Genomic DNA, 23,785 nt, shown 5'->3' with positions numbered 1-23,785 from the left:
CCCTGCGAAGGGAGCACCAGTGCTCAACGTCAACGATCACCAGGCAGTCGCCGCACCCACCGAAGCGGAGCAGGCGATCCGCACCTACGTCATCGACACCTCAGTCCTGCTGAGCGACCCGAAGGCAGTCCTCAGATTCGCGGAACACAACGTCGTGCTGCCCATCGTGGTGATCACCGAACTCGAGGCCAAGCGCCACCATCCCGAACTCGGCTTCTTCGCCCGCTCCGCCCTGCGCCTACTGGACGACCTCCGGCTGGAACACGGCCGGCTGGACACGCCGATGGCCATCAACGACGCCGGCGGCAACCTGCGCGTCGAACTCAACCACACCGACCCGACGGCCCTGCCCTCCGGGTTCCGGCTGGGCGACAACGACTCCCGCATCCTGGCCGTAGCGCTCAACTACAGCAACGAGGGCCACGACGTGGTGCTCGTGTCCAAGGACGTCCCGTTGCGCGTCAAGGCGGCCGCCGTGGGGCTCGCCGCGGACGAGTACCGCAACGAGCTACCGCTCGAGACCGGCTGGAACGGCATGACCGAACTCGACGTCACCTCCGACGACGTCGGCGCCCTCTACGAGCACGGCACCGTCGAACTGGCGGAGGCCGACGGCGTCCCCGTCCACAGCGGCGTGGTCCTGCACGCCCCGGGTTCCTCGGCGCTGGCACGCAAGCTCCCGTCGGGCGAGGTCAAGCTGATCAAGCAGGATCGCGAGGTGTTCGGCGTACGGGGAAGGTCCGCCGAACAGCGCGTGGCGCTCGAGCTCCTGATGGACGACGACATCGGAATCGTCTCCCTCGGTGGACGGGCCGGCACCGGCAAGTCCGCGCTCGCCCTGTGCGCGGGACTGGAGGCGGTGCTGGAACAGCGCAAGTACTCCAAGGTGATGGTGTTCCGCCCCCTGTACGCGGTGGGCGGCCAGGACCTCGGCTACCTCCCCGGCACGGCCGGCGAGAAGATGCAGCCTTGGGGCCAGGCCGTCTTCGACACCCTCTCGGCCGTCACGAACAAGTACGTGATCGACGAGATCCTCGAGCAGGGCCTGATCGAGGTGTTGCCGCTCACCCACATCCGGGGCCGCTCGTTGCACGACGCGTTCATCATCGTCGACGAGGCCCAGTCGCTCGAGCGCAACGTCCTGCTCACCGTGCTGTCCCGCGTCGGCCAGAACTCGCGCGTGGTCCTCACCCACGACGTGGCGCAGCGCGACAACCTGCGCGTAGGTCGGCACGACGGCGTCGTCGCGGTGGTGGAGAAGCTGAAGGGCCACCCGTTGTTCGCCCACGTCATGCTGACCCGCTCCGAGCGCTCCCAGATCGCGGCCCTGGTCACCGACATGCTCGGCGAGGGCTGAGCCACTCCCCCTACCGCTGCGAGGCCCTGGCCACACGTGCTCCGACGTCGGCCAGGGCCTCGTTCAGTCCCTCGGGTTCGATCACCTCGAAGTCGGTCTCGAACAACAGCAGCCAGGCCACCATCGCGCCGTGGGACCAGGAGCCGAGCTCCACGACGCAGCTGCCCTCGTCGACGGGGGTGACGCTGCCCTGGTGAGGGGGCAGCCACCTCGAGACCGCGCGGGCCGAGTCGTGCATCAGCACCTTTCCGGTGACGGGCCAGCTCGGCTGCTCCCGCTCCGCGCCGAAGTGGGCGGCCACCTCCTCGTCGCTGAGCTCGCGCGGGACGAAGCGGGGACCGTTGGTGCGCAACCCCATCCGGTCCACCCTGAAAGTGCGCCAGTCCCTGCGGTCCAGGTCCCACACCAAGGCGTACCAGCGGCTGCCCCGAGCCACCATCCGGTACGGCTCGCCGCGACGCATTGACTCGCCCCCGTCCCTCGCGGCGTAGTCGAAGCGCAGGGTCTCGTGGTCCCTGATCGCGGCCCCGATGTGCAGCAGCGCCTCGGCATCCACCTCCTCGGCGCCACCGCTGTGGCGCAGTGCGGTCACCTGGAGGGCGTCGACACGGTGCCGGAGCCTGGCGGGCAGCACCTGGCGGATCGTGGCCAGCGCCCGCAGCGCGGCGTCCTGGATCCCCGCGAGCCCGGTGGAGGCGGTCTGGAGCGCGACGGCGACCGCCACGGCCTGGTCGTCGTCGAAGAGCATCGGCGGCAGGTCCAGTCCGGGGGCCAGGCGATACCCGCCCGCGGGGCCCTTGGTGGTCTGCACCGGGTATCCGAGGTCCCGCAGCCGCTCCACGTCCCGGCGCACCGTTCGCGGACTCACCTCGAGGCGCTGGGCGAGGGCGTCGCCCGGCCAGTCCCTGCGCGCCTGGAGCAGCGAGAGCAGCTCGAGCAACCTTCCGGACGGATTCGACATGACTTCATTCTCGCATCGGTAGCGGACAGAACCTGTCCTCTACTGCTCGTAGCGTTCATCATGCAAACCCAACCAGAGCAGGAGCGGGAGACAGAGATGATCGAAGCGAAGGGGCTGACGAAGGACTTCGTGAGCCGGACCGAAACCGTGCACGCGGTGCGCGGCATCGACCTGCGGGTCGAACGTGGTGAGACCGTCGCGGTGCTGGGACCCAACGGCGCCGGCAAGACCACCACCATGCGGATGCTGACCACACTGCTGGCCCCGACGGCGGGCACGGCCCGCGTGGCCGGCTTCGACGTGACGCGGGACCCGGCGCGGGTTAGGCGCCGCCTCGGCTACGTGGGGCAGGGCAACGGCGCCGGCCACGGCCAGCGCGCCCTCGACGAGCTGTACTACCAAGGCATCACGTTCGGGCTCAGCCGCACGGAGGCCAGGCGCCGTGGCCAGGAGTTGCTGGACGGGCTGGACCTGGCGGGCAAGGAGCGCACCAAGGTCTCCGAGCTCTCGGGCGGCCAGCGACGTCGGCTGGACGTGGCGATGGGCCTGATGCACGCCCCGGAACTCCTGGTGCTGGACGAGCCCTCCACCGGACTCGACCCGCACAACCGGGCCAACCTGTGGGAGCACATCTCGGCGCTGCGGGCGGCCACGGACATGACGCTGCTGCTCACCACCCACTACCTCGACGAGGCCGACACCATGGCCGAGCGCGTGGTGATCATCGACCACGGCGCAGTCATCGCGGACGACACCCCCGAGACGCTCAAGACGCGGCACGCCGGTGACCGGCTGTCGGTCACCGCGGGGAGCCGCCCCGACGCCGACCACCTTGCCGCACGCCTGACGCAGTGGGAGGCCACCAGCGAGGTGGCTGTCGACGGCACCGTCGTGCACGCGGGAATCGCGCAGGGCTCCAGCAGGGTCACCGACCTGGTGCACCTGGCCGACGCCGCAGGCATCGACATCGCGGACATCCAGGTGCGCCGCCCCACCCTCGACGACGTGTTCCTGAACCTCACCGGCCGCAGCCTCCGCGAGACCGGCTCGACCCCCGAACTGGAGACCGCATCATGAGCGTCCTGACCGACACCGCCATCGTCACCTCCCGGGAAATGCGTCCCGTGCTGGGTGACCCCTTCTCCATCATCTTCAGCCTCGTCCAGCCGATCTTCTTCCTGGCGCTGTTCGGGCCCCTGCTGGCCGGGAACCTGGGCGACGAACTCCCCGGACAGGTCTGGCAGTGGTTCGTCCCGGCCATCCTGGCGATGATCTCCCTGTTCGGCTCCAGCGCGGTGGGCTCCAACCTGCTCTACGAGATGCAGACCGGGGCGCACGAACGGATGCTGGTGACCCCGCTCAGCCGCTCGTCGTTGCTGGTGGGCCGCGCGATGAAGGAGCTCATCACACTGGTGGCACAGGCCTTGCTGGTGGTGCTGGTGATGCTGCCGTTCGGTTTCCGGTTCAGCCTGCCGGGCGCCGTCGCCGGCCTGGTGCTGCTCGCCGTCCTGGGCGTGGGCATCAGCTCGCTCAGCTACGCCCTTGCCATCGCGGTCCGCAAGCAGGACTGGATGTTCTGGGCCGTGCAGCAGACGTTCCTGTTCCCGCTGATGATCCTGTCCGGGATGCTGCTGCCGCTGGAGGGCGGGCCCGGATGGATGCAGGTGGCGGCGCGGGTGAACCCGCTGACCCACGTGGTCGAGGCGGAGCGCGCACTGTTCGCCGGGGACTTCGGCTCCCCCGCCGTCGTGTGGGGGTTCGTCGCCGCCGGCCTGACCGCCGCCCTCGGGTTGTGGCTGGGGATCAGGTCGATGCGGCGTAGCGACTAGCCCACCCCTGCGCCACCTCGCCCGTGAGTGGCCCGGCCGGGAGTTCGCGCTCCCGGCCGTCCGGCCACACGATCCGGGTGACCGCCTGGACGTCGCGGGTGGTGGAGGTCAGGAAGACCTCGTCGGCGTCCTCGAGCGCCTCCAGTGGCATGTCCTCCTCCTCCGCCCCGCTCCACTCGAGCACCAGTGCGCGCGTGATGCCGGCGAGGCAGCCGACGTCGAGGGTGGGCGTCGTGATGCGGCCGCCCCGGACGACGAAGACATTGCTGCCGGTGCCCTCGCAGAGCCGGCCCCGGGTGTCGGCGAAGACTGCCTCACCCGCCCCGGCGGCGTGCGCGCGGGCCAGGGACACCACGTTCTCGGCGTAGGAGGTGGTCTTCACCCCGGCCATCGCGCCGCGCTCGTTGCGCACCCACGGCATCACTGCGAGGCTCTCAGCGGCGTCGCGCCTGCGCATGGGACCGGCCGAGACGACCAGGCGCGGGCTGCCTTCCCGCGCGCGATCCGACCCCTGGGGCCCGTCGCCGGCGGTCCACGTGATGCGCAACTGCGCGTCGGGGCCGGGATGGGCCTCGAGCAACCGCGTGACGGCCGCCCCGACGACGTCCACGTCGGGCAGCGGAAGTCCCATCCGCTGCGACGAGGTGACCAGCCGACGCAGGTGCGCCTCGAGTGCGAATGGCGCCAGCCCCGGGGCCTTGACCACCTCGAACACCCCGTCACCGACGGTGAGGCCATGGTCGTGCACGCTCACGACGGCGTCAGCGCCGTCGACCACTTCGTCATCGATCCAGATCAGCATGCCCCACCATAGCCCCCGCGCTCAGGCGCGGCGCCACAGCGGCGTCCTCAACTCGTTGTAGTCGGCGACAGGATCGAAGCAGACGGTGCCCCGGCACACGTACACGGCCCGCTCCGAGCGACCCTGCAGCAGGCTGCCCCAGCCCTCGGTCCCGGGAGCCGCGCGCAGGATCGCCGAGCCCGCCGGCGCCATCCGCCACACGGCACGGGCGAGTTCGTCGAACGGGTCCTCGGAGGAGACGACGACGGTGGCGCGCTTCAGCCCACGCCGCGCCTCGTCGCTGACCATCAGGTCCGACAGCGCGGAGCCCGCGAACCGGGGCGCCCGCGCAACCGTCGCCCAGGTGGTGCGGGCGGCCTCCTCGGCCCTGGCGAGGAGGTCCTCCCGCTCGGCCAGCAGACCGACCTGGCGCAGCGCGGACACCAGGGCGGACGTGCCGCTGGGCGAGACGTGGTCGGTCAGGGAGCGGGGTCGGTCGAACAGGTCAGAGGCTGCGGAGTCGAAGAAGCCGCCGTCGGGTGCACCGAAGAGTTCGAGGGCGCGCTCCACCAGACCCTCCGCACGGCGCAGCCACGTGGCGTCACCAGTGATCCCGGCGAGGACCGCGAACGCCTCGGCCACGGCGCCGTGGTCCTCCGCGGAGCCGCCGGCCGAGTCCGCGACACCTTCGAGGGAGCTGCGGCGCAGGTCGCCGTCGGCCAGGTGCACGTCGACGAGGTACTGGGCCGCCTCGAGAGCGATTTCGAGCCAGCGCGGCTCGTTGAAGACCATCGCGGCGTCTGCCAGCGCCGAGATCGCCAGGCCGTTCCAGCCGGCGACCACGAGCCGGTCGGTGGCGGGCCGGAACCGGGAGGCCCGCTCGGCCAGCAGCTTGGCGCGGACGTCGTCGAGCTTGTCCGGGTCCGGGCGGCCGCGCAGCTGCAGCACGGACAACCCGTCGGAGAAGGTGCCGCCCGCCGTGACGTGGAACGTGTCGGCAGCCCACCCGCCCAGCTCCTCGCCGAGCACGTCGGTGAGGACCTCCTGGTTCCAGAGGTAGAAGACTCCCTCGAAGGTCATCCCCCGGATGTCGGTGGAGTCCGCGTCGAGCGCAGCCGCGAAGGCCCCGCTCTCGGTGCGCATCTCGTGCACGAGCCAGCTGACGATGCCGTAGGCGGTGCGCTCGAAGAGGGCGCGCAGGGCGGTGTCGTGGTCCGCGGTGCGGCGCCAGCCGCGGACGTAGGCGCGCAGCAGCACGGCGTTGTCGTCGAGCATCTTCTCGAAGTGCGGCACCACCCAGCCGGCGTCGACGCTGTAGCGGTGGAACCCGCCGCCCACCTGGTCGTGGATGCCACCCCGGGCCATGGACTCGAGGGTGCGCTGGGCCATGTCGAGGGACTTGGGATCGCCCTTGACCAGCAGCGCGTCGAGCACCGTGGCGGTGGGGAACTTGGGTGCGTTGCCGAAGCCGCCGTGGATGACGTCGAAGTCCGCACCGATGGTGTCGACGGCGTCGCGCAGGTCGGGCGCCTGCGACGGTGGCTCCGGCTCGGAGGACCCCGCCAGCTGCTGCGCGATCACGTCGGCCGAGCCCACCACCTCGTCGCGGCGCTCCGCCCAGGCGGTGGCCAACGCGTCGAGCACCTGCGGGAAGGAAGGCATGCCGTCGCGCGGCTCCGGCGGGAAGTAGGTGCCGGTGAAGAAGGGCTTGCCGTCCGGGGTGAGGAAGGCCGTCATGGGCCAGCCGCCGGAGCCGTTGTTCAGCGCCTGCGTGGCGGCCATGTAGACGGCGTCGACGTCGGGGTGCTGCTGCCGGTCCACCTTCACGGGCACGAAGTTCTCGTTGATCTGGGCGGCGATCTCCGCGTTCTCGAAGGACTCGTCACTCATCACGTGGCACCAGTGGCACGAGGCGTACCCCACCGAGAGCATGATCGGACGGCCCGTCTCCGCCGCGTGGGCGAGGGCCTCTGGCCCCCACTGCCACCAGTCGACGGGTTGGTGGGCGTGCTGGAGGAGGTAGTCGCTGGTCGCGTCGCCGAGTCGGTTGGCCATGCACCGAAGGCTATCGCTCCGCCGAGTGGGACAATGGACGCCATGACCACCCACGCGGCACCTGACCGGAGGATGCACCCCGTCGTCCGGGCCGTACTCGTGATCGGCGCGCTGCTGGCCCTCATGTGGGCCCTGGAGGTGTTCGACCAGGCCACCTCCAACAGTCTGGACCCCCTCGGGATCGAACCGCGCCGCCTCGACTCGCTGGACAATGTCCTCGTCGCCCCGTGGCTCCACTACGGGTGGGTCCACCTCCTGGGCAACAGCGGCCCGTTCATGGTGCTGGGGGTCCTGACCTACCTGGCGGGACTGGCCCGCTGGCTGGTCACCACGGCGGCCTCCATCCTGGGCTCAGGGCTGCTGGTGTGGCTGGTCGCCCCGGCAAACACCGTCACGGCAGGCGCCTCGGGGCTGGTCTTCGGCTGGCTCGCCTACCTGCTGATCCGCGGCTTCTTCACGCGCAGGCCGGGGCAGATCGCGCTGTCGGTGGTGCTGCTGCTCGTCTACGGCGGCATCCTCGTGGGGCTGCTGCCGACGGCCGCCGGTGTCTCATGGCAGGGCCACCTCGGCGGCGCCATCGGAGGCGGACTGGCCGCCTGGTGGCAGCACGGCCGCCGCCGCAAGGCTGGTCAGGCGCGTCGCTGAGCCACCCTGTCCACGCGCGCCCTCAGCGCGCGGAGCGAGAAGACGACGGCCAGCACACCTGACTCCGGTTCCCCGTGCTCGACGGCGCGGGCGTAGAGCCTGTCGATGGCCTCCAGCGAGGCGTCCGACACCTCCCGCACGTCCTCGCGCCCAGCCCATGCCCGCAGGTGCGCGGCAGCCGCCGCGACGGCGTCGGCGACGGCGTCACGGTCCGTCCCGTCCACGTGGACCGCCACGGGCGTCTCCCACGCTGCGCCGGAGAGTGCGTCGATGACGTTGATGGCTCGGTTGACCACCGAGCGGAGCGCGGCCCCGTCGGCCTCGTCGTCGGCGATCCGGTCCCGACGCCACAGCGTGCGGATGTTGAACCGGCGGCTCTCACGAGCCTCACCGAGCTCGTCCTCGACGTCGACCACCCAGGCTTCCAGCTCCGGCGCCCAGTTGGCCCAGTCCTCGCGATCCGGCGGCCACACCCCGCGCAGCATGGCTGCGAGCTCGTCCAGCCGGTCGGCGAGTTCCCCGATGGCGCGGTTCTTCCTGCCGCGCGCCTCGTCCACGTGCAGCGGCGGCATCACCACCGCGTTGATCGTGATGCCCACCAACATGCCGAGGCTGAACTGGCCCACGTAGCCGATCGCGTAGCCGTCTGCGTCCACACCGCCGAACAGGATCACCAACACCGCCGCCACCGGCACCATCGAGGCCCCGTCGCCGAGCGCCCGCACCCCCTCCACCAGCACCCCGACCGCCGCGATCACCCCGATCTTGAGCAGTCCGTAGACGTCCAGCGGCAGCAGCAACAGGCCCATCGCGGCGCCGATCACCAGCCCGGCGGCGCGCTGGGTGGCGGCCCGGGCGATGGTGACCAGGGTCGTCCCGGTGGCGACGAAGGCGCCGAGGGCGGCAGCGTAGGCGTACTGCGCCATCTCCCCGGGCAACAGGTTCCCGACGGCCCACGCAGCCATCGCCGCGAGCGCGGCGCGGCTGGCCTGGGCTACCCGGAACAACACCTAGATCACGAACTCGGGTTCGAGCGGCACCTGCCGCAACCCCTTGAACAGGTCGTCCTCCGGGATCATCGTCGGCACCTTCGAGATCACGAGCTGGTAGTCCTCGGTGGGCCAGCCGGCCTGCTGGATCTCCAGCGGCACCGCGAACCAGGGGCCGTCCGGGTCGATCTGGGTGGCGTGGGCGCGCAGCGCCGCGTCTCGGACGTGGAAGTAGTCGCCGCAGTGCACGAAGGTCGTGATCCGGCCGTCGGAGAACGGGTCGTCGTCACGGGTCGGGGCGGGCTGGCGGGACTCGAGGCCGTGCTCGTGCATCAGCTCCTCCAGCGCTGCGTAGCGCCGCCGGTGGAACCCCATGTGGTAGTAGAGCTTGGCCGCCTGCCAGGCGGGTCCGTGCTCCGGCCACAGCGACGGGTCGGCAGCGGCCCGGAACGCCTCGACCGTGATGTTGTGGCACTGGACGTGGTCCGGGTGGGGGTAGCCGCCGCGCTCGTCATAGGTGGTCACCACGTGGGGGCGGAAGTCACGCATCACCTTCACCAGGCGACCGGCTGCGACGACCGGGTCCTCCAGCCCGAAGCAGCCCTCGGGCAACGGCGGGAGCGGGTCCCCCTCCGGGAACCCGGAGTCGACGAACCCGAGCCAGACCTGGTCCACCCCCAGGATCGAGCGCGCCTCGGCCATCTCCCGTCGACGGATCTCCGCGATGTTGACGATCACCTCGGGGTCGTGGGCGAGCTTGGGGTTGAGCACGTCGCCGCGCTCCCCGCCGGTGCAGGTGACCACCATCACCTCGACCCCCTCGGCCACGTACTTCGCGGTCGTGGCAGCGCCCTTGCTCGACTCGTCGTCCGGATGGGCGTGGACGTGCATCAGACGAAGCGGGGCGGGTCCGGGCCGGTTCATGCCTCCAATCTTGGCCCGTGCGCAGCCGCCTTTACCAGCCGGGCACAATGGTGGCGTGACCAAGCCTCAACTCTCCGACGCCGAACGCGCGCGAATCTCCGCCCGTTACCCGAAGCGGAACCCCGTGGACGTGGCCGTCGGGATCGGTGCGGCCGTGGCGCTCGTCGCCGCGGTGGTGATCGTCGCCGTCTCGGGACTGATCCGCTCCAACCCTCCGGTCGCTGGGCTCGTGCGGGCCTTCGACACCGTCAGCGCCCAGGTGACCGAGGTCGAACTGGTGGTGCAGCGCAAGGATCCGGCCGAGCCCGCCACCTGCTTCCTGTTCGCGCAGGCGGAGAACTACGAGCGTGTCGGCGAGCTCCAGGTGGACGTACCGCCGGGCGACAAGGAACTCACCGAGGTCTTCGTCGAGATCAGAACCATCCGCGAAGCAGCGGCCGTCGACCTCGAGGGCTGTCAGTTGGCCGGTTGAGTGGGCTAGGCTGGTTCGATGTCCGACAACACTGCCGACACCGTGTGGCTCACCCAAGAGGCCCACGACGCACTCGAAGCCGAGCTCAACGAGCTCAAGACCGTTGGTCGTCCCGACGTGACCGCCCGCATCGCCGCGGCGCGCGAGGAGGGGGACCTCAGCGAGAACGGCGGCTACCACGCCGCCCGCGAGGAACAGGGCCAGATGGAGGGCCGCATCCGCCAGCTGGAGCAGCTCCTGCGCACAGCACAGGTGGGTGAGCCCGAGGGCGATCCCGACGAGGCGCTGCCCGGCAAGGTGATCACTGTCGCGTTCGACGGTGACGAGGACGACACCGACACCTTCCTGCTCGGCTCCCGCGAGGTGCTGGGCACGGACGCATCCGTGGAGAACGCCGTCTCCCCACAGTCGCCGCTCGGCGCCGCCGTGAACGGCCGCAGGGTGGGCGACGAGGTCAGCTACGAGACCCCGACCGGGAAGACGCTGAGCGTCACGATCCTCAAGGTCGAGGTCCTGTAGCCACAGCCACTCAGAGGGCGGCGATCAGCCCGGCGGCCACCTCACTGCTGATCTCCCCCGCGGCGACGCGCGCGAGGATCTGCTCCTGCGGCGTCTCCCCGGGGGACGGCTCGCCCTGCTGGCCGTCGTCGGGGACGGCGGCACCGAAGCCGAGCTTGGCGACGACGGCGTCGAACCGGGCCCGCGCCGTCGGGTAGGACACTCCCAGGTGCTTCTCCACCTCGCGCAGGTTCCCGCGTGAGGTGAGGAACACCTTCAGGATCTCGTGCTCCGCCTCGTCGAGGGCGCAGTAGGTGCAGCTGGCGAACTCGCCGGCCAGTTCCGTGCCGCACTTGAGGCAACCCTTGCGGGTGATGATCAGGTCCTCGCCGCAGACGGGGCAGTCTGCGGGGGCGTGGTACAGGTGGTTCGGCATGTCACTCGTCCTCCGTGTTCCTGATGCTCGCCAGGCCCATCACGACGCTGATGTCGAGGCGGGCCGAGCCGTTGCCGACGATGAGCTCGTCGACGTTGTCGCTGTCCCCGGGCCAGTTGATGCGGCCGAGTCGCGCCTCACCGCGGATGGTGACGTTGGCACCCTCCGTGAGGTTGACTGTGAGGCTTCCCGACTCCACCCGCAGCTTCGAGCGCCCGGTGCTGATCGGGCCCTCGACGGTCACGGCGCCGGCCTGCGAGAGCAGGTCGGACACCTCCGTGACGTCCTCCAGCGAGCAGCCACCCCCGGTGACGCGGATGCGACCCAGCTTCGGCACGCCCGAGGTCCGCAGGCCCCCGGTGGTCAGTTCGGCGTCCACCACCAGGCGCGGGTTCACCTTGATGACCAGTTCCTTGCCGAGCCCGATGTCGCGCAGGTCGTCGAGGCTGCGCGGCGGCCGGATCAGCGAGAAGCCGTTGAAGCTGGGGCCGAAGTCCCCCGTGCTGCTGATCTCCATGACGGTGCCGTTGCGGCGCAGCACGTGCTGCCCCTCGACCGTCAGGGTGGTCACCGACGGGTCGGCCTCGACGCGCACCCGGCGCCCGACGGCGGTGATGGCGATCCGCTCGAGCCCGCCCGCCCGGGGCTTGCTCCTCGGCCGCTCCCCGTCCGACGGTTCCTCGGCGGCGGTCTCCCTGGGCTCTGCGCCCTGCTTCAGTTCCTCGATCCGACGATTGGCCTCCGCGGCGTCGATCCGCCCGGCGGCCAGCTCGTCGAGGATCGGTCCAAGATCCAAGTTGCTCATGCACCAATGTTAAAACGTCCTTTCCATTGTGGGAACACTTCTTCACGGATTGGAACCCTGAATCAACCCTGATGTCCCTGTGGCAAAGTTCTGGCCATGGCAAAGCCCCTCTCAGAACTCGTTGCGCCGGACTGGGCCGAGGCGCTCGCCGACGTCGAACCGAACATCCATGCCATGGGGTCGTTCCTGCGGGACGAACTGGCCGCCGGACGCGGCTACCTGCCCGCCGGGGAACACGTGCTGAGGGCTTTCAGCAGGCCACTGGCGGACGTCCGCGTGCTGGTCGTGGGACAGGACCCGTACCCGACGCCCGGCCATCCCGTCGGGCTCAGCTTCTCGGTGGCCCCCGACGTCCGTCCCATCCCGCGCAGCCTGGCGAACATCTACGCCGAGCTCGAGGCGGACCTCGGGATCCCGCCCGCCGGCCACGGGGACCTGTCCGCCTGGTTCGAGCAGGGGGTGCTCCTGCTGAACCGCGTGCTGACCGTGCGGCCCGGGGTCTCGGCCTCCCACCGCGGCAAGGGCTGGGAGGAGATCACTGCCGCGGCGGTGCGCGCCCTGGCAGCGCGCGGCGGGCCACTCGTGGCGATCCTGTGGGGCCGTGACGCCCAGGGGGTGCAGCCCCTGCTCGGGGACGTGCCCGTGATCGCCAGTGCGCACCCGTCGCCGCTGTCCGCAAGAAACGGCTTCTTCGGGTCACGCCCCTTCAGCCGCGCCAACGCGGAGCTGGAGCGGCAGGGCGGCCGCGCCGTTGACTGGCGCGCATAGGCTGGGGCCATGGACATCGACGTGATGGATTGGATCCGCAAGCACCTCGAACCGCGCACGATCACCCCGGAGGAGGCGCTCCCCGGGCGTGACGAGCCGGTGCTGTTCCCCGTGCCGGAGCACGCGGTGCTGGGGCTGCCGCTCGACGCGGAGCCGGAGGGTACCGAGGTGGCCTACTTCGCTCTCGGCTGCTACTGGGGCGAGGAGCGCATGTTCTGGCAGACCGAGGGCGTCGTGAACACCGCCGTCGGGTTCATGGGCGGGTTCACGCCCAATCCCACCTACGCCGAGTCCTGCACCGGCAGCACCGGGCACACCGAGACCGTGAAGGTCGTCTTCGACCCCGCTCGCGTCAGCTACGACGAGCTGCTGCGGATCTTCTGGGAGGCGCACGACCCCACCCAGCTGAACCGCCAGGGCAACGACATCGGAACCCAGTACCGCTCGGCGATCTTCCCCGTCGACGAGGAGCAGCTGGCCGCGGCGCAGCGGTCGCGCGAGGCGTTCCAGGAGAGCCTCACCCAGGCGGGCTACGGCGAGATCACCACCGAGATCTCCACCGGGCAGACGTTCTACTACGCCGAGGCGGAGCACCAGCAGTACCTGCACAAGAACCCGAACGGCTACTGCCCCGTGCACGCCACCGGAGTGAAGTGCGGCCCGTCGGCCTGATCCTGACCGGGCTGGTCAGCGGGACGGCGCTCTCCCAGCTCGATCCAGCGGGTGTCGCAGCCGGGGCACGCGTACACGGGGGCACCCTCGACGGACTCCCCCGTCTCCATGACGCCACAGGCATCCTGGCAGGGGTGTGACGCGAGGAACCGGGCAGCCATGGAGCGAGCCTAACGCGAGCTAGGCTTGAGCGGTGAAACTGCGCCCGCTGCCAGCCCTGGCCACGTTGGTCCTGACGTTGGCAGGATGCGCGCCCGTCGTCGGCCAACCCACCGTCGCGCCACCGACGGTCCCCGCCAGCGGCCCGGCGTCGGCAACCGTCGCGCCATCGGCCACCTCCACGCCCACCGCCTCCCCGAGCGTCACCACCACCCGGGCGACGACGCCCTCGCGCTCCTACACCCGCCGGCCCTCCCCCTCGCCGGATGCCACGCTCCCCGGGGAGTTCCCCATCCAGGGCGAGATGGTGGACCACGCCGACGAGGTGGTCGCGGAACTGCACCGGGTGGCCTCCGAGCTGCCGGCGCTGAAGCTGGACGTGACCGCCACGCAAGCGACCCTCACGGTGCTGGACCACGAGGACCAGGTTCGCACCTACCGCTGGCGCGACGGGGTGATCTCGGTGGCCGACAGCGACGTCCAGAACCTTGGCCAGGCCAGCTTCAACCCGACCACCTTCCCGCTGGGCGACCTGCGTCGCATCCTCGACGTCGCGGCGCTGCACGCGACCAGCTCCGAGAACCAGGTGCTGCAGGTGGTGGAGTACCGCGGCGGCGAGGTCTACATGACGGTCACCACTCGCCCGGAGTCCAGCACGGTCTTCTTCCACCGCGACGGCACCGTCGTGAAGGCCCTCGACACCCACAGCGTCGCGGACATCACCTCCGGTCTCAAGGCGGTCACGGGCGCCACGCAGGTGGTCCTGGCCGTGGGCTTCAGCCCGCAGGAGGGCTACTGGGCCGACGTCCCCAAGGGCGAGGGCGTGATCGAGCGGCGCACTCGCCTCGGTAGCCTGCCCACCTTCACCGCGCAGCGCACTGAGACCCTCGGGCTGGAACCCTTCGACCCGCTGCTGCTGGACGCAACCGCCATCTCCATGGCCATCGCGGAGTTCCGGGACGACCCGGAACAGGACTGCTCCGTCGTCGTGGACAACCGCCACCAACGCGTCCAGCCGGTGGTCCGCTACGACTGCGGGGGCACGATCTTCCACACCGACCTGCAGGGGCGGGACCTCTCGGCCTACTTCGAGTAGGTCACAGGTCGTCGGTGGCGAACGTGTCGCACACGTTCGGGTCCCCCGAGTCGTAGCCCTTCGCCACCCAGCGCTGCCGCATCTCCGACGAGCCGTGCGTCCAGCTCTCGGGAACCACGCGGCCACCCGAGCGCTCCTGGATGTGGTCGTCACCGACGGCGCGGGCGGCGTCGGCGATGCGCATCAGGTCGTCCCGTGTGACGCTCTCGATCGGCGAGTCCGGGTCCTGGATCGTGTTGTTGAAGAACACGCCGGCGTAACAGTCCGCCTGCAGCTCGAGGCGCACCTGGTTCGACTTGGGGCCGGTCTGGTTCCCTCCGGCGCGGGACTGCTGCATCTGGCCGGTGAGGTTGGACACGTGGTGTCCGTACTCGTGTCCGACGATGTAGAGCTCGGCCGCGTCACCACCGGCGGCACCGAGCTGGTCCAACAGCTGTCCCATGTACTCGCCGTCGATGTAGACGGTGTGGTCACCGGGGCAGTAGAAGGGACCCATCTGGGAGGAGCCCGTGCCGCAGGCGGTCTGGACCTGCCCGCTGAACAGCACCATCTGCCCGTACTCGTAGCCCTTCATCACCGAGCTCCAGTAGTCCTGGACGGCGATGTCGTAGGCGGCGAAGCGGCAGTCCCGGTTGGCCTCGATGTCGGCCGCGGTCTCGCACTCGAGCTGCTCCCCAGTGGGCTGCTGGTTCTCGCCCGGCATGGCGGCGCCGCCCAGCACGTCGCCCAGGTTCCCGCCGAACAGCAGCACCAGCACCAGCACGATCACACCGCCGATGCCGCCACCCACGGCCATGCCGCGGCCTCCGGATCGTCCGCCGCCACCGCCGTAGCGCACGCGCGCCCGATCCAGCTTCACGTTGTCCCGGTACTCCATCGTGACCACTCCTTCTGGGGCTGCAGCGCGTCCGGATCAGCGTATCGCGGCAACCCGCCTAGACTGTCCCAATGCGCATCATCGGGGTCACCACACCAGTGGCCCCGCCGAGTGTCCGGTTCACGGTCGCGCACGGGGAGCACCCTCGTGACCAACTCCTCGGGCTTGGATACATCCCCCTCCGGCCCCTGTCCACCGTCCTCGTCGACGGCGAGATCGTGTTCACCTACCTCGTGCGGAAGGCCGGCGAGCGGCCGCAGGCCCGCAGGCGCAGGCCGAATGTGGTCTTCGACGAGGCCGGGCCCGACGAGGTGCCCGTGACCAAGCAGCGCGTGGGCGCCTACGCGGTGGTTCTGTCCGAGCGGGGGCTGCTGGGGACCGTCAACTCCTCGCTCACCGCCGTGCCCGGCACCTGGGCCCTGCCCGGCGGCGGGGTGGACCCCGGGGAGTCACCGGCCCAGGCCGTGGTTCGCGAGGTGTTCGAGGAGTCGGGGCAGCGCATCACGATCGACCGCGTCCTCACGCTGGACTCGGACCACTGGGTGGGGCGCTCGAACTCAGGGGTGCTGGAGGACTACCACGCCCTGCGGGTGGTCTACGGCGCAACATGCGAAGCACCCAGCGAGCCCGTGGTCCACGACCTGGGAGGGTCGACGGAGCGGGCCGGCTGGGTGCCTTGGCAATCCTGGCGCAGGCTGCACTGGACGATCAGTTCGCGCAACCTCCTGGCCCGCTACGTGGGCCAGATGGCGCTGGATCAGTCCCTGAAGTAGGACAGGATGCGCAGGATCTCGATGTAGAGCCAGACCATCGTGACGGTGATGCCGAAGGCTGCGCGCCACGACTCGCTCGCGGGTGCCCGGGAGGCGATGCCGCGCTCGACGAAGTCGAAGTCCACGATCAGGTTGAACACGGCCAGGCCGACGGCGAGCACCGAGATGCCGATGGACAGCCAGCCGGCGCCGGAGCCGATGTCACGCAGGCCGGTGTCCACGTTGAACAGCGCGAGCACGAAGTTCACCAGCAGCACGCCGGCGAGCGACATGGTGGCGATGGTCACGAACTTGCGGAACTTCGGGGTGACCCGGATGTTGAAGAACTTGTAGGCGGCAAGGGTGGCCGCCGCCGCGACGAACGTGGCCAACACCGCGGACACGACGATCCCGGGCCACTGCGTCTCGAAGAACTTCGAGATGGCGCCGACGAACACGCCCTCGACGAGCGCGTAGAACATCACGCCACCCACGGGCAGCTTGTGGCGTCCGGCGACGACGAAGACCGTGATCAGGCCGATGACCGCCGAGCCGATCATGATCGGGTAGAGCAGGCTCATCGGGACGAGCATGAAGGTGGCGAGCGCGGCGGCGAACACCACGAGCAGCGTGATGGCGGTCTTCGCGATCACGTCGTCGAGGGTCATCACACCGCCGGCCTGCTGCGTCGGCACCTGCTGGTAGCCCTGCGGCTGGCCGTAGCCCTGCGGATGTCCGTAGCCCTGCGGCTGGCCGGGCTGCTGGTACTGCTGGAAGTTGTTCTGCTGCATGCGGCGACCGTTGAAGGAGTCACTGCGTGCGAATACGGGGTTCGCCATTGGGGTTGTCCTCGTCTCTACTGCAAACACGGATTGCGTTACTGCTCCAAGCGTACCTGCCCCTCCAGCCAATTCGACAGCCTCGACGGCGACGACGTGGACAGTAGAGTTCCCGGCAGGAGGCGAAGTGAGAGCAGCACTCGTGTGCGCGCTGGGCGCGTGTGCCCTGTGGGGACTGGCCTTCGTCGCACCTGCCGCCGGTGGCGTCGGCGGGATCCCGCTGACGCTCGCCCGCTACGGGGTGTTCGGGCTCTCCTCCGTCCTGATCCTGAGACTGGAACGTCTTCAGCACCTGGAACGCCGAGTACGTGGCGGACAACCCGCACCACCGCACGGTGATCTGGACCAGCCTGACCGGCGTCGGCACGCTGGTCACCCTGCCGCTGCTGGTGGCGGCACTGGCCGTCACCAGTGGATCCCCCGGCGAGTTCATCGGCTCCTTCCCGACGGGGGTGCTGGTCTGGGGCCTCGTGCTCGGGTTGGGCGCGTCCTGGGTCTCCACTGCGCTGTGGAGCCGGGCAGCCAGGTACTTCAGCGCCTCGGCGCTCGGGATGCTGATCGTGACCGAGGTGATGTTCGCCCTCGTCTACACGCTCGTCCTGGAGTCGAGGGCACCCACCTGGCAGGAACTGTTGACGGTGGCGCTGACGCTGGGCGGGGTGACGTGGGGTCTGGTCCTCGGTAGGGCGGCGCGCAGGCGTCGCGACGCGGCTTCCGCCGCGGGCGAACACGGAGACGCCGGGTTTGGCCCCGCGACCGAAGAGGACTAAGTTGAATCTGCAACTATCTACCAGGAAGCGGGTTCACATGACCAAGATCGGCTACATCGTCGGCAGTCTCTCCAGCACCTCCATCAACCGTCGTCTCGCGAAGGCCCTCGAGCGCCTCGCCGCCTCCGCCCAGGTGGAGCTCACCGAGATCCGCATCGACGAGCTGCCGTTCTACTCCCCCGACTTCGACGCCGACTACCCGCAGGTGGCCCGCGACTTCAAGCAGGCCATCGCCGACGTCGACGGCGTCCTGCTGGTCACGCCCGAGTACAGCCGGTCCATCCCCGGCTACCTGAAGAACGCCCTCGACTGGGCCTCGCGCCCCTGGGGCCAGAACTCCTTCACCGGCAAGCCCACCGCGGTCATCGGCACCTCCGGCGGCCCCATCAGCGCCGCCATCGCACAGCAGCACCTGAAGTCCATCCTGACCCACTTCGCCTCCCCGCAGCTGGGCCAGCCCGAGGGCTTCATCCAGTCCACCCCCGGCCTGTTCACCGAGGAGGGCGAGGTCACCGACGAGGAGACCGCCGGCTTCCTCGTCGGCTACCTGAACGCGTTCGTAGAGCTCATCAAGCGCGTCAACGGCTCGGCCGCCAGCGCGGCCTGAGACCCTCAGCAGGTGGGTGACCAGTCCCCACCCGCGAACCGCGCGCCGGTCCACTCCACGAGGTCGGCCAGCAGCTGCGAGTCGCCGCTCACCAATCCCATGTGGTCCAGCCCGGGATAGGTGCGGTACTCCAGCTCCTGGCCGGCCTCGCAGCGTTGCGCCACGTAGTCGCGCTGGGCGTCCGGGCGCACCAGGGTGTCCGCCTCCCCCTGGGCCAGCAGCAGCGGCGCCTCGATCGGCAGCGTGGGGACGTTCGACTCGGCCAGGGCGAGCACCGGGCCGCGCGCCGGGTCGCCGTGCCAGACCGGGTCGCGGCCGAGGATCGCCGTGGCCACGGAGACGATCACCGACGGGTCACTGAGGCAGCGGCCGGCCATCTCCTCCATCCCGATGCGTCCGGCGGGGCGGACGTAGTCGACGAGCCGGACCGACGGGTCGGCGTCGGCCCAGGCAGCCATCACGTAGGCGCCGAACACGGGACCGATCGGGGACGTCGTCAGGTCCTCGAGCAGCCTGGGCAGGTTCGCCGCGGGCGCCATGGCGACGACGCCGAGGAGGTCCAGCTCGGGCGCGTAGGCAGCGGCCAGCCCCCCGGTCCACAGCGCTGCGTGCCCGCCCTGCGAGTGACCCCAGACGACGGTGCGCCCCGCGAGCCCTGCCTCCTCGAGACCCTGCGCGGCCCGGATGGCGTCGAGCACCGAGCGGGCGGTGGGCTCCCCCAACAGGTAGGGGTGCGAGCCGGCGGTGCCCAGGCCCGGGTAGTCGGGGGCGACGACGGCCCAGCCCTGCGTGAGCGTGGCGGGCAGGTCGGGCATCGCCCCGGCCTCGAACGGGTGTTCCAGGAGCGACGGCGCGCAGCCGGTGGCCTGGCCCGTGGTGCCGTGCGCCCAGGCCACCACGGGGTGCTCCGCCCCGTCGTCGGGGGCGATGACCAGGGCCGAGGCGACCGCGGGGGTGTCGTCGTCCAGCGTGGTGGTGTAGAGGATGCGCCAGCCGTTGGCGCCCTCGGGCACGTCGGTGGTGAAGGCCTCGGCGCGCAGCAGTTCGCCCGGCTGCGAACCGAGGTCGGCGGGGGCGACGTAGAAGTCGTCCGGCTGCGGATGCCCCGTGAGGCGGATGCTCAGCAGGAGCAGCCCCGCCGCCGCCAGCAGCGCGGCCGCCGCACCCAGCCGTGCGCCAGGGCCGACGCGGACCCCGATCCCGCCCTGCGGGCTCCGGAGCGCCCGGTCGGCGGCGCCAGGCCTCGGCCACCTGACCGCCCCCGAACAGCACCAGCTGCACCCCGAACACAGCGGCGATCACCAGCACGGTGACGTCCGGCCAGGCCAGCGCCACCACCCCGAGCAGGACGCTGGCCGAGCCGAGCAGGACCGTGCTGAGCCGCTGTCCCGGTTCGCGCCGCCGGGCCGTGAGGATCCTCACCAGGCCGGTGAGGACGAGGACCCCCGCCACGACGAACGTGAGCACGCGGATGGTCAGTCCCGGCACCGCCAGGACCGCAATGGCTGCGAGCACCGCCGCGCCGCCCGCCGCGTTCGACGCCGCTCCCCTGCCCGAGCGCTCCACGAGCAGGGCCACCCCCACCAGCACCAGCCCGACGGCCAGCAGCACCACGAGCACGCCCAGGGAACGAAACGGCCTCAGTGCCAGCAGGCAGCCCAGCACCACGCACGCGATCCCGAGCAGTCCGCCCAGCCACCACGGCAGCGTCGTGACGGTGCGCGCCCGGTCCGTCATCGACTGCCCGCAGCCACTACCGGGTGGGCTCGCCGAGGGCGAGCATCAGCCGGTTGGCCCAGTTGAAGAAGGCCCCGGCCTGGACCATGTCCAGCAGCTCGAGCTCGTCCAGCCCCGCGTTCCGCAGCCCGGCCAGCTCGTCGGTCCCGAAACGCGGTGGCGTGGCCGTGAGTGCCACCGTTGCGTCCACGAGCGCGTCCCAGCGCGGAGCGATGCGAGCGGCGACACCTTCGTCGAGGAGTCGCTGGACGTCGTCGCGGTCGGCTCCCTGCTCGGTCGCGAAGCGGGAGTGCACGGAGGCGCAGAACACGCAGCCGTTGAACCTGGAGGCCGCCGCAGCGGCCAGTTCCCGGTCCGCGCGCGGCAGACCGCCGTCGGTGTTGTAGAAGATGTCCATGTCCGTGAGGGTGCGCTCGCGCAGCGCCTCCGGGTCACGGGCCAGCAGGCGGAAGTAGGGCATGTGGACGCGGTCGCGCTCGACGAGGGCCTCGTAGTGGGCCTCGGTGAAGTCCGAGGCCGCCAGCGGCGTGAGCCACGGCTTCCAGCCGAGGCTGTCCTGGGTGAACCGTGCGGGCTCGTCCACCTTCGGGGCAGGTGGGAGCTGTTCGGCCGCATCGTCCGCGGGCTTCCCCGCCGCGTCGCCGAGGCGTCGCTCAGCTGCGGCTGCGACCTCGGACGCCAGCGCGGCGAGGGATCCGGCAGCCGGTGCCGCGGAGGCCCCGCCGTCGGCTTCCCGGAGCACCGTGAGTCCGTGGATCACCCGGAGCTGGAAGGTGAGGAATGACACCAGCTGGGACAGTGTCACCACACCCGTGGTGCTCCAGCCGTCGTCGAGGAGGCGCTGGAGCCGTTCGCGGGCGGCGTCCCGGGGGTGGAACACGAGGAAGTGCGCGTGCTCGAGGGCGGCCGCGAGCCGGTCGGGCACCGCGTAGCTGGCCTCCACCGAGTCCACCGCGTACTCGAGCCCGGGAACGCTCTCCGGCGCGTTCTCGGCGCGGAAGGCGCCGTAGGGCCCCGCGCCCGAGGCGCGGTCCGCCTCCGCCACGATGACGGGCTCGAGCACGTCCCCTCCCCCGGTCTCGCGCAGCAGCGTGCCGTAGAACTGCACGGCGGCCCACTGGCCGTGCAGGCGTGCGACGAACAGTGCAACCGCCGCCCGCTCGGGCAGGGTGACGTGCGAGGCGTCGAGCGGCTGGAACAGCGCCTCGAAGCTGCCCTGGGCGTGCCGCTTCGCTTCGGGTCGCCGGGAGCGGGCCACGTCGAGCACGTCGCCGGTGGCGATGCCCGTCAGTGCGTCGATGATGTCAGTCATGGCGCAAGGTTATCGGCCCGCGGCTACAGGCTCTGGCCGATGTCCCAGAGCTTGTCCGGGCGGCCGTCGATCGCCTCGGAGACCGCGATCGCCTGTCCGTCGGACAGGGACGCGACGTAGTCGAGCACGCCCCGGCCCCGGCCGAGGCGACGGACCTCGCCCGGCTCGACCAGCGGGATCCCCTCCGGGCGTTCCCGGGCCAGCCGGTCGTACCCCTCGGTGGCGATCTCCACCAGTTCCTGCAACCGCGGCGGCACCCGCAGCCGGTCAGGGGTGTCGGCCAGCCACGCGGTCAACCCCTTCACCACGCGCAGCAGCACACGACTCAGTCCCCGCTGGTAGAGGGCGATGTCGGAGCGGTTCAGGCCGAACTGGCGGTGGACGAACTTCATCACCTCCACGTCGTGCCACGCCTGCCGGTTGAGGGTGACCAGGCCGGTGCGGGGATTGTCGCGGGGCGCGAGGACGACTGAGTCCTGCAGGTGGTGGATCCATCTGTTCGTGAACGACGACAGCGCCCGCTCAGCTGCGATGGAGCCGTCGAAGTCACCGGCGAGCAGCCCGTCGACAAGATCCTCGGAGACCTCCCTCACCGCGGCGACGAAGGCGTCGTCGTCGGCGATCCAGGGGTCGTCGCGGTGCAGCTTGCGGCGCAGCAGCTCCAGGGCGCTGCCCGGGCGGGCGTGCTGGAGCAGCAACTGCCCGTCGTCGAGGTCGCGCAGTTCCGTGGCATTGTCGACCCACTCGCGGAACTCGCGGGACACGGCGCCCTGGCTGAGCAGTCCGGCGCGGTGGAAGTCGTCGACGTCGTGGATGGAGTAGGCGATGTCGTCGGAGATGTCCATCACAGACCCCTCGAGCGACTGCTGCAGCGGGAGCAGGCCGTGGGCGTGCTCGCGGGCGTGCGCGAGGTCGTCGGCGTCGAGGAAGTAGGCGGAGTACTTGCGCACGCTCAGGCCGTCGGCGGCCATCCGCAGTCCCGGCGGCAGTGGCCCGCCCTCCAACCCGGAGACGTCGACCGCCGGGGTCCACGGGTACTTCGCGACGGCGGAGCGGCTGGCCGCGGTCAGGTTCAGTCCCCTGGAGGGGCCGTGGCAGACGTCGAGGGTGGAGATGATCCGGTAGGTCTGGGCGTTGCCCTCGAAGCCGTCGGCCAGGCCGAGGGTCTCCCGGGCGAGCCGGTCGAGGACCGACTCCCCGAGGTGGCCGAATGGCGGGTGCCCCAGGTCGTGGGCGCTGGCCGCAGCCTGCGCCACCACCGGGTCGCAGACGAACTCGGGCGGGAGGTTCTCGGCCTCCGCGAGCTTGGCGGCAAGCTCCACCGCCACGGAGCGTGCCACGGCCGTCACCTTGAGCGAGTGCGTCAGGCGGTTGTGCACCAGCGGCCCGGCCGAGGTCTGCCCGATGACCTGTGTGACGGCCGACAGCCGGGCGAAGTAGGGCGAGAACCTTATCCGCTCCAGGTCCGTGCGGAACGGGGTGTCCCCGTCCGCGAACTCCGGGGCGTCGATGGGTTCGCGCTCCCTGCGAATCGTCCGCTGCATCGTCCTTCTTCCACTTTCCGAGGCGGTCGGCGTCAGCCGATCTTGACGACCTGCGTCCCGTCGGCGAACTTGTCGTGCCATCCGCGACGGCCCGCGACGTCGCCGTTGATGCCGACCGCGATCAGGATCATCGCGACCAGCTGGCCGACGCCCGCGAGGAGCCCGCCGAGGATCGGGATGACGCCGAGGATGCCCATGGCCACCCAGATGTTGCGCTTGACGGCCTGCTCCATGGTGGGACGCCCACCGTCGGGTCCGCGCGTCTCGAGCTTTATCACCATCTTGCCGAGGGTCTGCCCACGGCTCGACTCGAAGTAGGCGAAGTAGCCCAGGTACAGGGCCGCCATCAGCACCGAGCTGACCAGGCTGCTCAGGAAGTTGCCGCCACCCATGCCGAAGACCCCGAACGAGCCGCCCATCAGGAGGCTGACCACGAGGAATCCGACGATGATGGAGCCGGCGACGACGAGGACGGCGAAGTCGATCAGGCGGGCGAGGAACCGGTCGAGGAGCTCGCCCGGCTGCCCGACCCTGCTGCTCGGCTGGCCGTAGGGCTGCCCGGGCTGCTGGCCGTAGGGCTGGCCCGGCTGCTGGCCATAGGGCGGCCCGGGCTGCTGGAAGTTGCCGGGCGGCGGGGCGTTCTCCGGGGACATGTTCGGCTGGTTCGGGTCGGACATCGGGACACCTCTTCGTGATCGATATTCAAAACGTGCAGATTGCACCAATACCGAGGGACTCTAGCGCCTCCACCTGCGCATGAGCCGGAAGTCCGCGTGGCAGACGCACCCCCCGGCGGCAAGATGGAACGGGTTGACTCACCGCTGGTACCCCCGACGGGAATCGAACCCGCACCTGGAGCGGGTTTAAGCCGCTTGCCTCTGCCAGTTGGGCCACGGGGGC

25 protein-coding genes, 1 tRNA gene and 1 pseudogene are annotated in these 23,785 nt (G+C 70.6%); 12 read left to right on the top strand and 15 right to left on the bottom strand.

Annotated elements, in window-relative coordinates:
• Positions 1–19 precede the first annotated feature (19 nt).
• Complete coding sequence (phoH2, locus tag FOJ82_RS06230) at positions 20–1,357, top strand: RNA 5'-3' helicase PhoH2 (RefSeq protein ID WP_143937604.1); 1,338 nt, start codon at positions 20–22, stop codon at positions 1,355–1,357.
• 10 nt (positions 1,358–1,367) lie between these two features.
• Here the strand turns inward: phoH2 and FOJ82_RS06225 are convergent, their stop codons facing one another.
• Positions 1,368–2,318 carry a helix-turn-helix transcriptional regulator gene (locus FOJ82_RS06225; RefSeq protein WP_143937603.1) on the bottom strand — a complete coding sequence of 317 codons (951 nt, stop codon included), beginning with the start codon at positions 2,316–2,318 and terminating at the stop codon, positions 1,368–1,370.
• A gap of 96 nt (positions 2,319–2,414) precedes the next feature.
• Here FOJ82_RS06225 and FOJ82_RS06220 point away from each other — a divergent pair, with 96 nt between their 5' ends.
• The gene (locus tag FOJ82_RS06220; RefSeq protein ID WP_143937602.1) at positions 2,415–3,395 is read left to right on the top strand and encodes an ATP-binding cassette domain-containing protein; all 981 of its coding nucleotides are present in this window, start codon (positions 2,415–2,417) and stop codon (positions 3,393–3,395) included.
• Complete coding sequence (locus FOJ82_RS06215; protein WP_143937601.1) at positions 3,392–4,147, top strand: ABC transporter permease; 756 nt, start codon at positions 3,392–3,394, stop codon at positions 4,145–4,147. The genes FOJ82_RS06220 and FOJ82_RS06215 overlap by 4 nt, the downstream gene beginning before the upstream one ends.
• Here the strand turns inward: FOJ82_RS06215 and FOJ82_RS06210 are convergent.
• Positions 4,122–4,949 carry an aminotransferase class IV gene (locus FOJ82_RS06210; protein WP_143937600.1) on the bottom strand — a complete coding sequence of 276 codons (828 nt, stop codon included), beginning with the start codon at positions 4,947–4,949 and terminating at the stop codon, positions 4,122–4,124. The two genes, FOJ82_RS06215 and FOJ82_RS06210, sit on opposite strands and share 26 nt — an antisense overlap.
• A gap of 21 nt (positions 4,950–4,970) precedes the next feature.
• Complete coding sequence (locus tag FOJ82_RS06205; RefSeq protein ID WP_143937599.1) at positions 4,971–6,983, bottom strand: thioredoxin domain-containing protein; 2,013 nt, start codon at positions 6,981–6,983, stop codon at positions 4,971–4,973.
• Positions 6,984–7,085: 102 nt separating this feature from the next.
• Here FOJ82_RS06205 and FOJ82_RS06200 point away from each other — a divergent pair, with 102 nt between their 5' ends.
• The gene (locus FOJ82_RS06200; RefSeq protein ID WP_221933067.1) at positions 7,086–7,628 is read left to right on the top strand and encodes a rhomboid family intramembrane serine protease; all 543 of its coding nucleotides are present in this window, start codon (positions 7,086–7,088) and stop codon (positions 7,626–7,628) included.
• On the opposite strand, the gene FOJ82_RS06195 is transcribed toward FOJ82_RS06200, so the two are convergent.
• Both FOJ82_RS06195 and mca read right to left on the bottom strand, forming a co-directional pair.
• Entirely contained in the window at positions 7,613–8,638 is a 1,026-nt protein-coding gene (locus tag FOJ82_RS06195) for an FUSC family protein (RefSeq protein ID WP_143937597.1), read from the bottom strand. The genes FOJ82_RS06200 and FOJ82_RS06195 overlap by 16 nt on opposite strands.
• A complete protein-coding gene (gene mca / locus FOJ82_RS06190) occupies positions 8,639–9,541 on the bottom strand; it encodes a mycothiol conjugate amidase Mca (protein WP_143937596.1) in 903 nt (300 codons plus the stop codon).
• A gap of 55 nt (positions 9,542–9,596) precedes the next feature.
• Between mca and FOJ82_RS06185 the strand changes: the two genes are divergently transcribed.
• Both FOJ82_RS06185 and greA read left to right on the top strand, forming a co-directional pair.
• On the top strand, positions 9,597–10,013 hold the full coding sequence (locus tag FOJ82_RS06185) for a DUF4307 domain-containing protein (RefSeq protein ID WP_185975652.1): 417 nt from the start codon (positions 9,597–9,599) through the stop codon (positions 10,011–10,013).
• An 18-nt stretch (positions 10,014–10,031) separates the two neighbouring features.
• The gene (greA, locus tag FOJ82_RS06180) at positions 10,032–10,532 is read left to right on the top strand and encodes a transcription elongation factor GreA (protein WP_143937594.1); all 501 of its coding nucleotides are present in this window, start codon (positions 10,032–10,034) and stop codon (positions 10,530–10,532) included.
• A gap of 10 nt (positions 10,533–10,542) precedes the next feature.
• Here the strand turns inward: greA and FOJ82_RS06175 are convergent, their stop codons facing one another.
• Positions 10,543–10,947 (bottom strand): DUF2089 domain-containing protein, encoded by a 405-nt coding sequence (locus FOJ82_RS06175; RefSeq protein WP_143937593.1) that lies wholly within the window; start codon positions 10,945–10,947, stop codon positions 10,543–10,545.
• Position 10,948: 1 nt separating this feature from the next.
• On the bottom strand, positions 10,949–11,752 hold the full coding sequence (locus tag FOJ82_RS06170) for a hypothetical protein (protein ID WP_143937592.1): 804 nt from the start codon (positions 11,750–11,752) through the stop codon (positions 10,949–10,951).
• A gap of 96 nt (positions 11,753–11,848) precedes the next feature.
• Here FOJ82_RS06170 and FOJ82_RS06165 point away from each other — a divergent pair, with 96 nt between their 5' ends.
• The 3 genes from FOJ82_RS06165 (at position 11,849) to FOJ82_RS06155 (ending at position 14,447) form a co-directional block, all read left to right on the top strand.
• The gene (locus FOJ82_RS06165) at positions 11,849–12,520 is read left to right on the top strand and encodes a uracil-DNA glycosylase (RefSeq protein ID WP_143937591.1); all 672 of its coding nucleotides are present in this window, start codon (positions 11,849–11,851) and stop codon (positions 12,518–12,520) included.
• A gap of 9 nt (positions 12,521–12,529) precedes the next feature.
• Positions 12,530–13,192 carry a peptide-methionine (S)-S-oxide reductase MsrA gene (gene msrA / locus FOJ82_RS06160; RefSeq protein ID WP_143937590.1) on the top strand — a complete coding sequence of 221 codons (663 nt, stop codon included), beginning with the start codon at positions 12,530–12,532 and terminating at the stop codon, positions 13,190–13,192.
• A gap of 193 nt (positions 13,193–13,385) precedes the next feature.
• Positions 13,386–14,447, top strand: coding sequence for a hypothetical protein (locus FOJ82_RS06155; protein WP_143937589.1), 1,062 nt, complete (start codon positions 13,386–13,388; stop codon positions 14,445–14,447).
• 1 nt (position 14,448) lies between these two features.
• Here the strand turns inward: FOJ82_RS06155 and ypfJ are convergent, their stop codons facing one another.
• Positions 14,449–15,324 (bottom strand): KPN_02809 family neutral zinc metallopeptidase, encoded by an 876-nt coding sequence (ypfJ, locus tag FOJ82_RS06150; RefSeq protein WP_143937588.1) that lies wholly within the window; start codon positions 15,322–15,324, stop codon positions 14,449–14,451.
• Between the two features lie 71 nt (positions 15,325–15,395).
• On the opposite strand from ypfJ, the gene FOJ82_RS16865 reads away from it, so the two are divergent.
• Positions 15,396–16,097 (top strand): NUDIX hydrolase, encoded by a 702-nt coding sequence (locus FOJ82_RS16865; RefSeq protein WP_143937587.1) that lies wholly within the window; start codon positions 15,396–15,398, stop codon positions 16,095–16,097.
• Here the strand turns inward: FOJ82_RS16865 and FOJ82_RS06140 are convergent.
• A complete protein-coding gene (locus FOJ82_RS06140) occupies positions 16,082–16,915 on the bottom strand; it encodes a Bax inhibitor-1/YccA family protein (RefSeq protein ID WP_143937586.1) in 834 nt (277 codons plus the stop codon). The genes FOJ82_RS16865 and FOJ82_RS06140 overlap by 16 nt on opposite strands.
• A 308-nt stretch (positions 16,916–17,223) precedes the next feature.
• On the opposite strand from FOJ82_RS06140, the gene FOJ82_RS06135 reads away from it, so the two are divergent.
• Positions 17,224–17,685, top strand: a complete 462-nt coding sequence (locus FOJ82_RS06135; protein WP_143937585.1) for a hypothetical protein — start codon at positions 17,224–17,226, stop codon at positions 17,683–17,685.
• Between the two features lie 37 nt (positions 17,686–17,722).
• Positions 17,723–18,292 carry an NADPH-dependent FMN reductase gene (locus tag FOJ82_RS06130; RefSeq protein WP_143937584.1) on the top strand — a complete coding sequence of 190 codons (570 nt, stop codon included), beginning with the start codon at positions 17,723–17,725 and terminating at the stop codon, positions 18,290–18,292.
• A 5-nt stretch (positions 18,293–18,297) separates the two neighbouring features.
• Here FOJ82_RS06130 and FOJ82_RS06125 read toward each other — a convergent pair whose 3' ends face one another.
• The 6 genes and pseudogenes from FOJ82_RS06125 to FOJ82_RS06100 all read right to left on the bottom strand — a co-directional run bounded on the left by FOJ82_RS06125 (position 18,298) and on the right by FOJ82_RS06100 (position 23,785).
• A complete protein-coding gene (locus FOJ82_RS06125; protein WP_185975651.1) occupies positions 18,298–19,305 on the bottom strand; it encodes an alpha/beta fold hydrolase in 1,008 nt (335 codons plus the stop codon).
• 223 nt (positions 19,306–19,528) lie between these two features.
• Positions 19,529–20,029 (bottom strand): annotated as a pseudogene (locus tag FOJ82_RS17020) (DUF308 domain-containing protein); the annotation flags it as partial.
• A gap of 16 nt (positions 20,030–20,045) precedes the next feature.
• On the bottom strand, positions 20,046–21,341 hold the full coding sequence (locus FOJ82_RS06115; RefSeq protein ID WP_143937582.1) for an alkylhydroperoxidase domain protein: 1,296 nt from the start codon (positions 21,339–21,341) through the stop codon (positions 20,046–20,048).
• A gap of 23 nt (positions 21,342–21,364) precedes the next feature.
• Positions 21,365–22,885: a deoxyguanosinetriphosphate triphosphohydrolase family protein gene (locus tag FOJ82_RS06110; RefSeq protein ID WP_143937581.1), complete on the bottom strand. Its 1,521-nt coding sequence runs from the start codon at positions 22,883–22,885 to the stop codon at positions 21,365–21,367.
• Positions 22,886–22,917: 32 nt separating this feature from the next.
• Entirely contained in the window at positions 22,918–23,562 is a 645-nt protein-coding gene (locus FOJ82_RS06105; RefSeq protein WP_221933051.1) for an RDD family protein, read from the bottom strand.
• Between the two features lie 145 nt (positions 23,563–23,707).
• A tRNA-Leu gene (locus FOJ82_RS06100) sits at positions 23,708–23,785 on the bottom strand.

The sequence above is a fragment of the Tessaracoccus rhinocerotis genome (assembly GCF_007197885.1).
GTDB classification, from domain to species: domain Bacteria; phylum Actinomycetota; class Actinomycetes; order Propionibacteriales; family Propionibacteriaceae; genus Arachnia; species Arachnia rhinocerotis.
This window is presented reverse-complemented; position numbering and strand designations above follow the sequence as displayed.

What these genes read in the sequence shown, in the direction of transcription:
- FOJ82_RS06225 (WP_143937603.1), bottom strand. Translation starts at nt 2,318, where the DNA reads ATGTCGAATCCGTCCGGAAGGTTGCTCGAGCTGCTCTCGCTGCTCCAG.
- FOJ82_RS06220 (WP_143937602.1), top strand. Translation starts at nt 2,415, where the DNA reads ATGATCGAAGCGAAGGGGCTGACGAAGGACTTCGTGAGCCGGACCGAA.
- FOJ82_RS06215 (WP_143937601.1), top strand. Translation starts at nt 3,392, where the DNA reads ATGAGCGTCCTGACCGACACCGCCATCGTCACCTCCCGGGAAATGCGT.
- FOJ82_RS06210 (WP_143937600.1), bottom strand. Translation starts at nt 4,949, where the DNA reads ATGCTGATCTGGATCGATGACGAAGTGGTCGACGGCGCTGACGCCGTC.
- FOJ82_RS06205 (WP_143937599.1), bottom strand. Translation starts at nt 6,983, where the DNA reads ATGGCCAACCGACTCGGCGACGCGACCAGCGACTACCTCCTCCAGCAC.
- mca (WP_143937596.1), bottom strand. Translation starts at nt 9,541, where the DNA reads ATGAACCGGCCCGGACCCGCCCCGCTTCGTCTGATGCACGTCCACGCC.
- greA (WP_143937594.1), top strand. Translation starts at nt 10,032, where the DNA reads ATGTCCGACAACACTGCCGACACCGTGTGGCTCACCCAAGAGGCCCAC.
- FOJ82_RS06175 (WP_143937593.1), bottom strand. Translation starts at nt 10,947, where the DNA reads ATGCCGAACCACCTGTACCACGCCCCCGCAGACTGCCCCGTCTGCGGC.
- FOJ82_RS06170 (WP_143937592.1), bottom strand. Translation starts at nt 11,752, where the DNA reads ATGAGCAACTTGGATCTTGGACCGATCCTCGACGAGCTGGCCGCCGGG.
- FOJ82_RS06165 (WP_143937591.1), top strand. Translation starts at nt 11,849, where the DNA reads ATGGCAAAGCCCCTCTCAGAACTCGTTGCGCCGGACTGGGCCGAGGCG.
- msrA (WP_143937590.1), top strand. Translation starts at nt 12,530, where the DNA reads ATGGACATCGACGTGATGGATTGGATCCGCAAGCACCTCGAACCGCGC.
- ypfJ (WP_143937588.1), bottom strand. Translation starts at nt 15,324, where the DNA reads ATGGAGTACCGGGACAACGTGAAGCTGGATCGGGCGCGCGTGCGCTAC.
- FOJ82_RS16865 (WP_143937587.1), top strand. Translation starts at nt 15,396, where the DNA reads ATGCGCATCATCGGGGTCACCACACCAGTGGCCCCGCCGAGTGTCCGG.
- FOJ82_RS06140 (WP_143937586.1), bottom strand. Translation starts at nt 16,915, where the DNA reads ATGGCGAACCCCGTATTCGCACGCAGTGACTCCTTCAACGGTCGCCGC.
- FOJ82_RS06130 (WP_143937584.1), top strand. Translation starts at nt 17,723, where the DNA reads ATGACCAAGATCGGCTACATCGTCGGCAGTCTCTCCAGCACCTCCATC.
- FOJ82_RS06115 (WP_143937582.1), bottom strand. Translation starts at nt 21,341, where the DNA reads ATGACTGACATCATCGACGCACTGACGGGCATCGCCACCGGCGACGTG.
- FOJ82_RS06110 (WP_143937581.1), bottom strand. Translation starts at nt 22,885, where the DNA reads ATGCAGCGGACGATTCGCAGGGAGCGCGAACCCATCGACGCCCCGGAG.
- FOJ82_RS06105 (WP_221933051.1), bottom strand. Translation starts at nt 23,562, where the DNA reads ATGTCCGACCCGAACCAGCCGAACATGTCCCCGGAGAACGCCCCGCCG.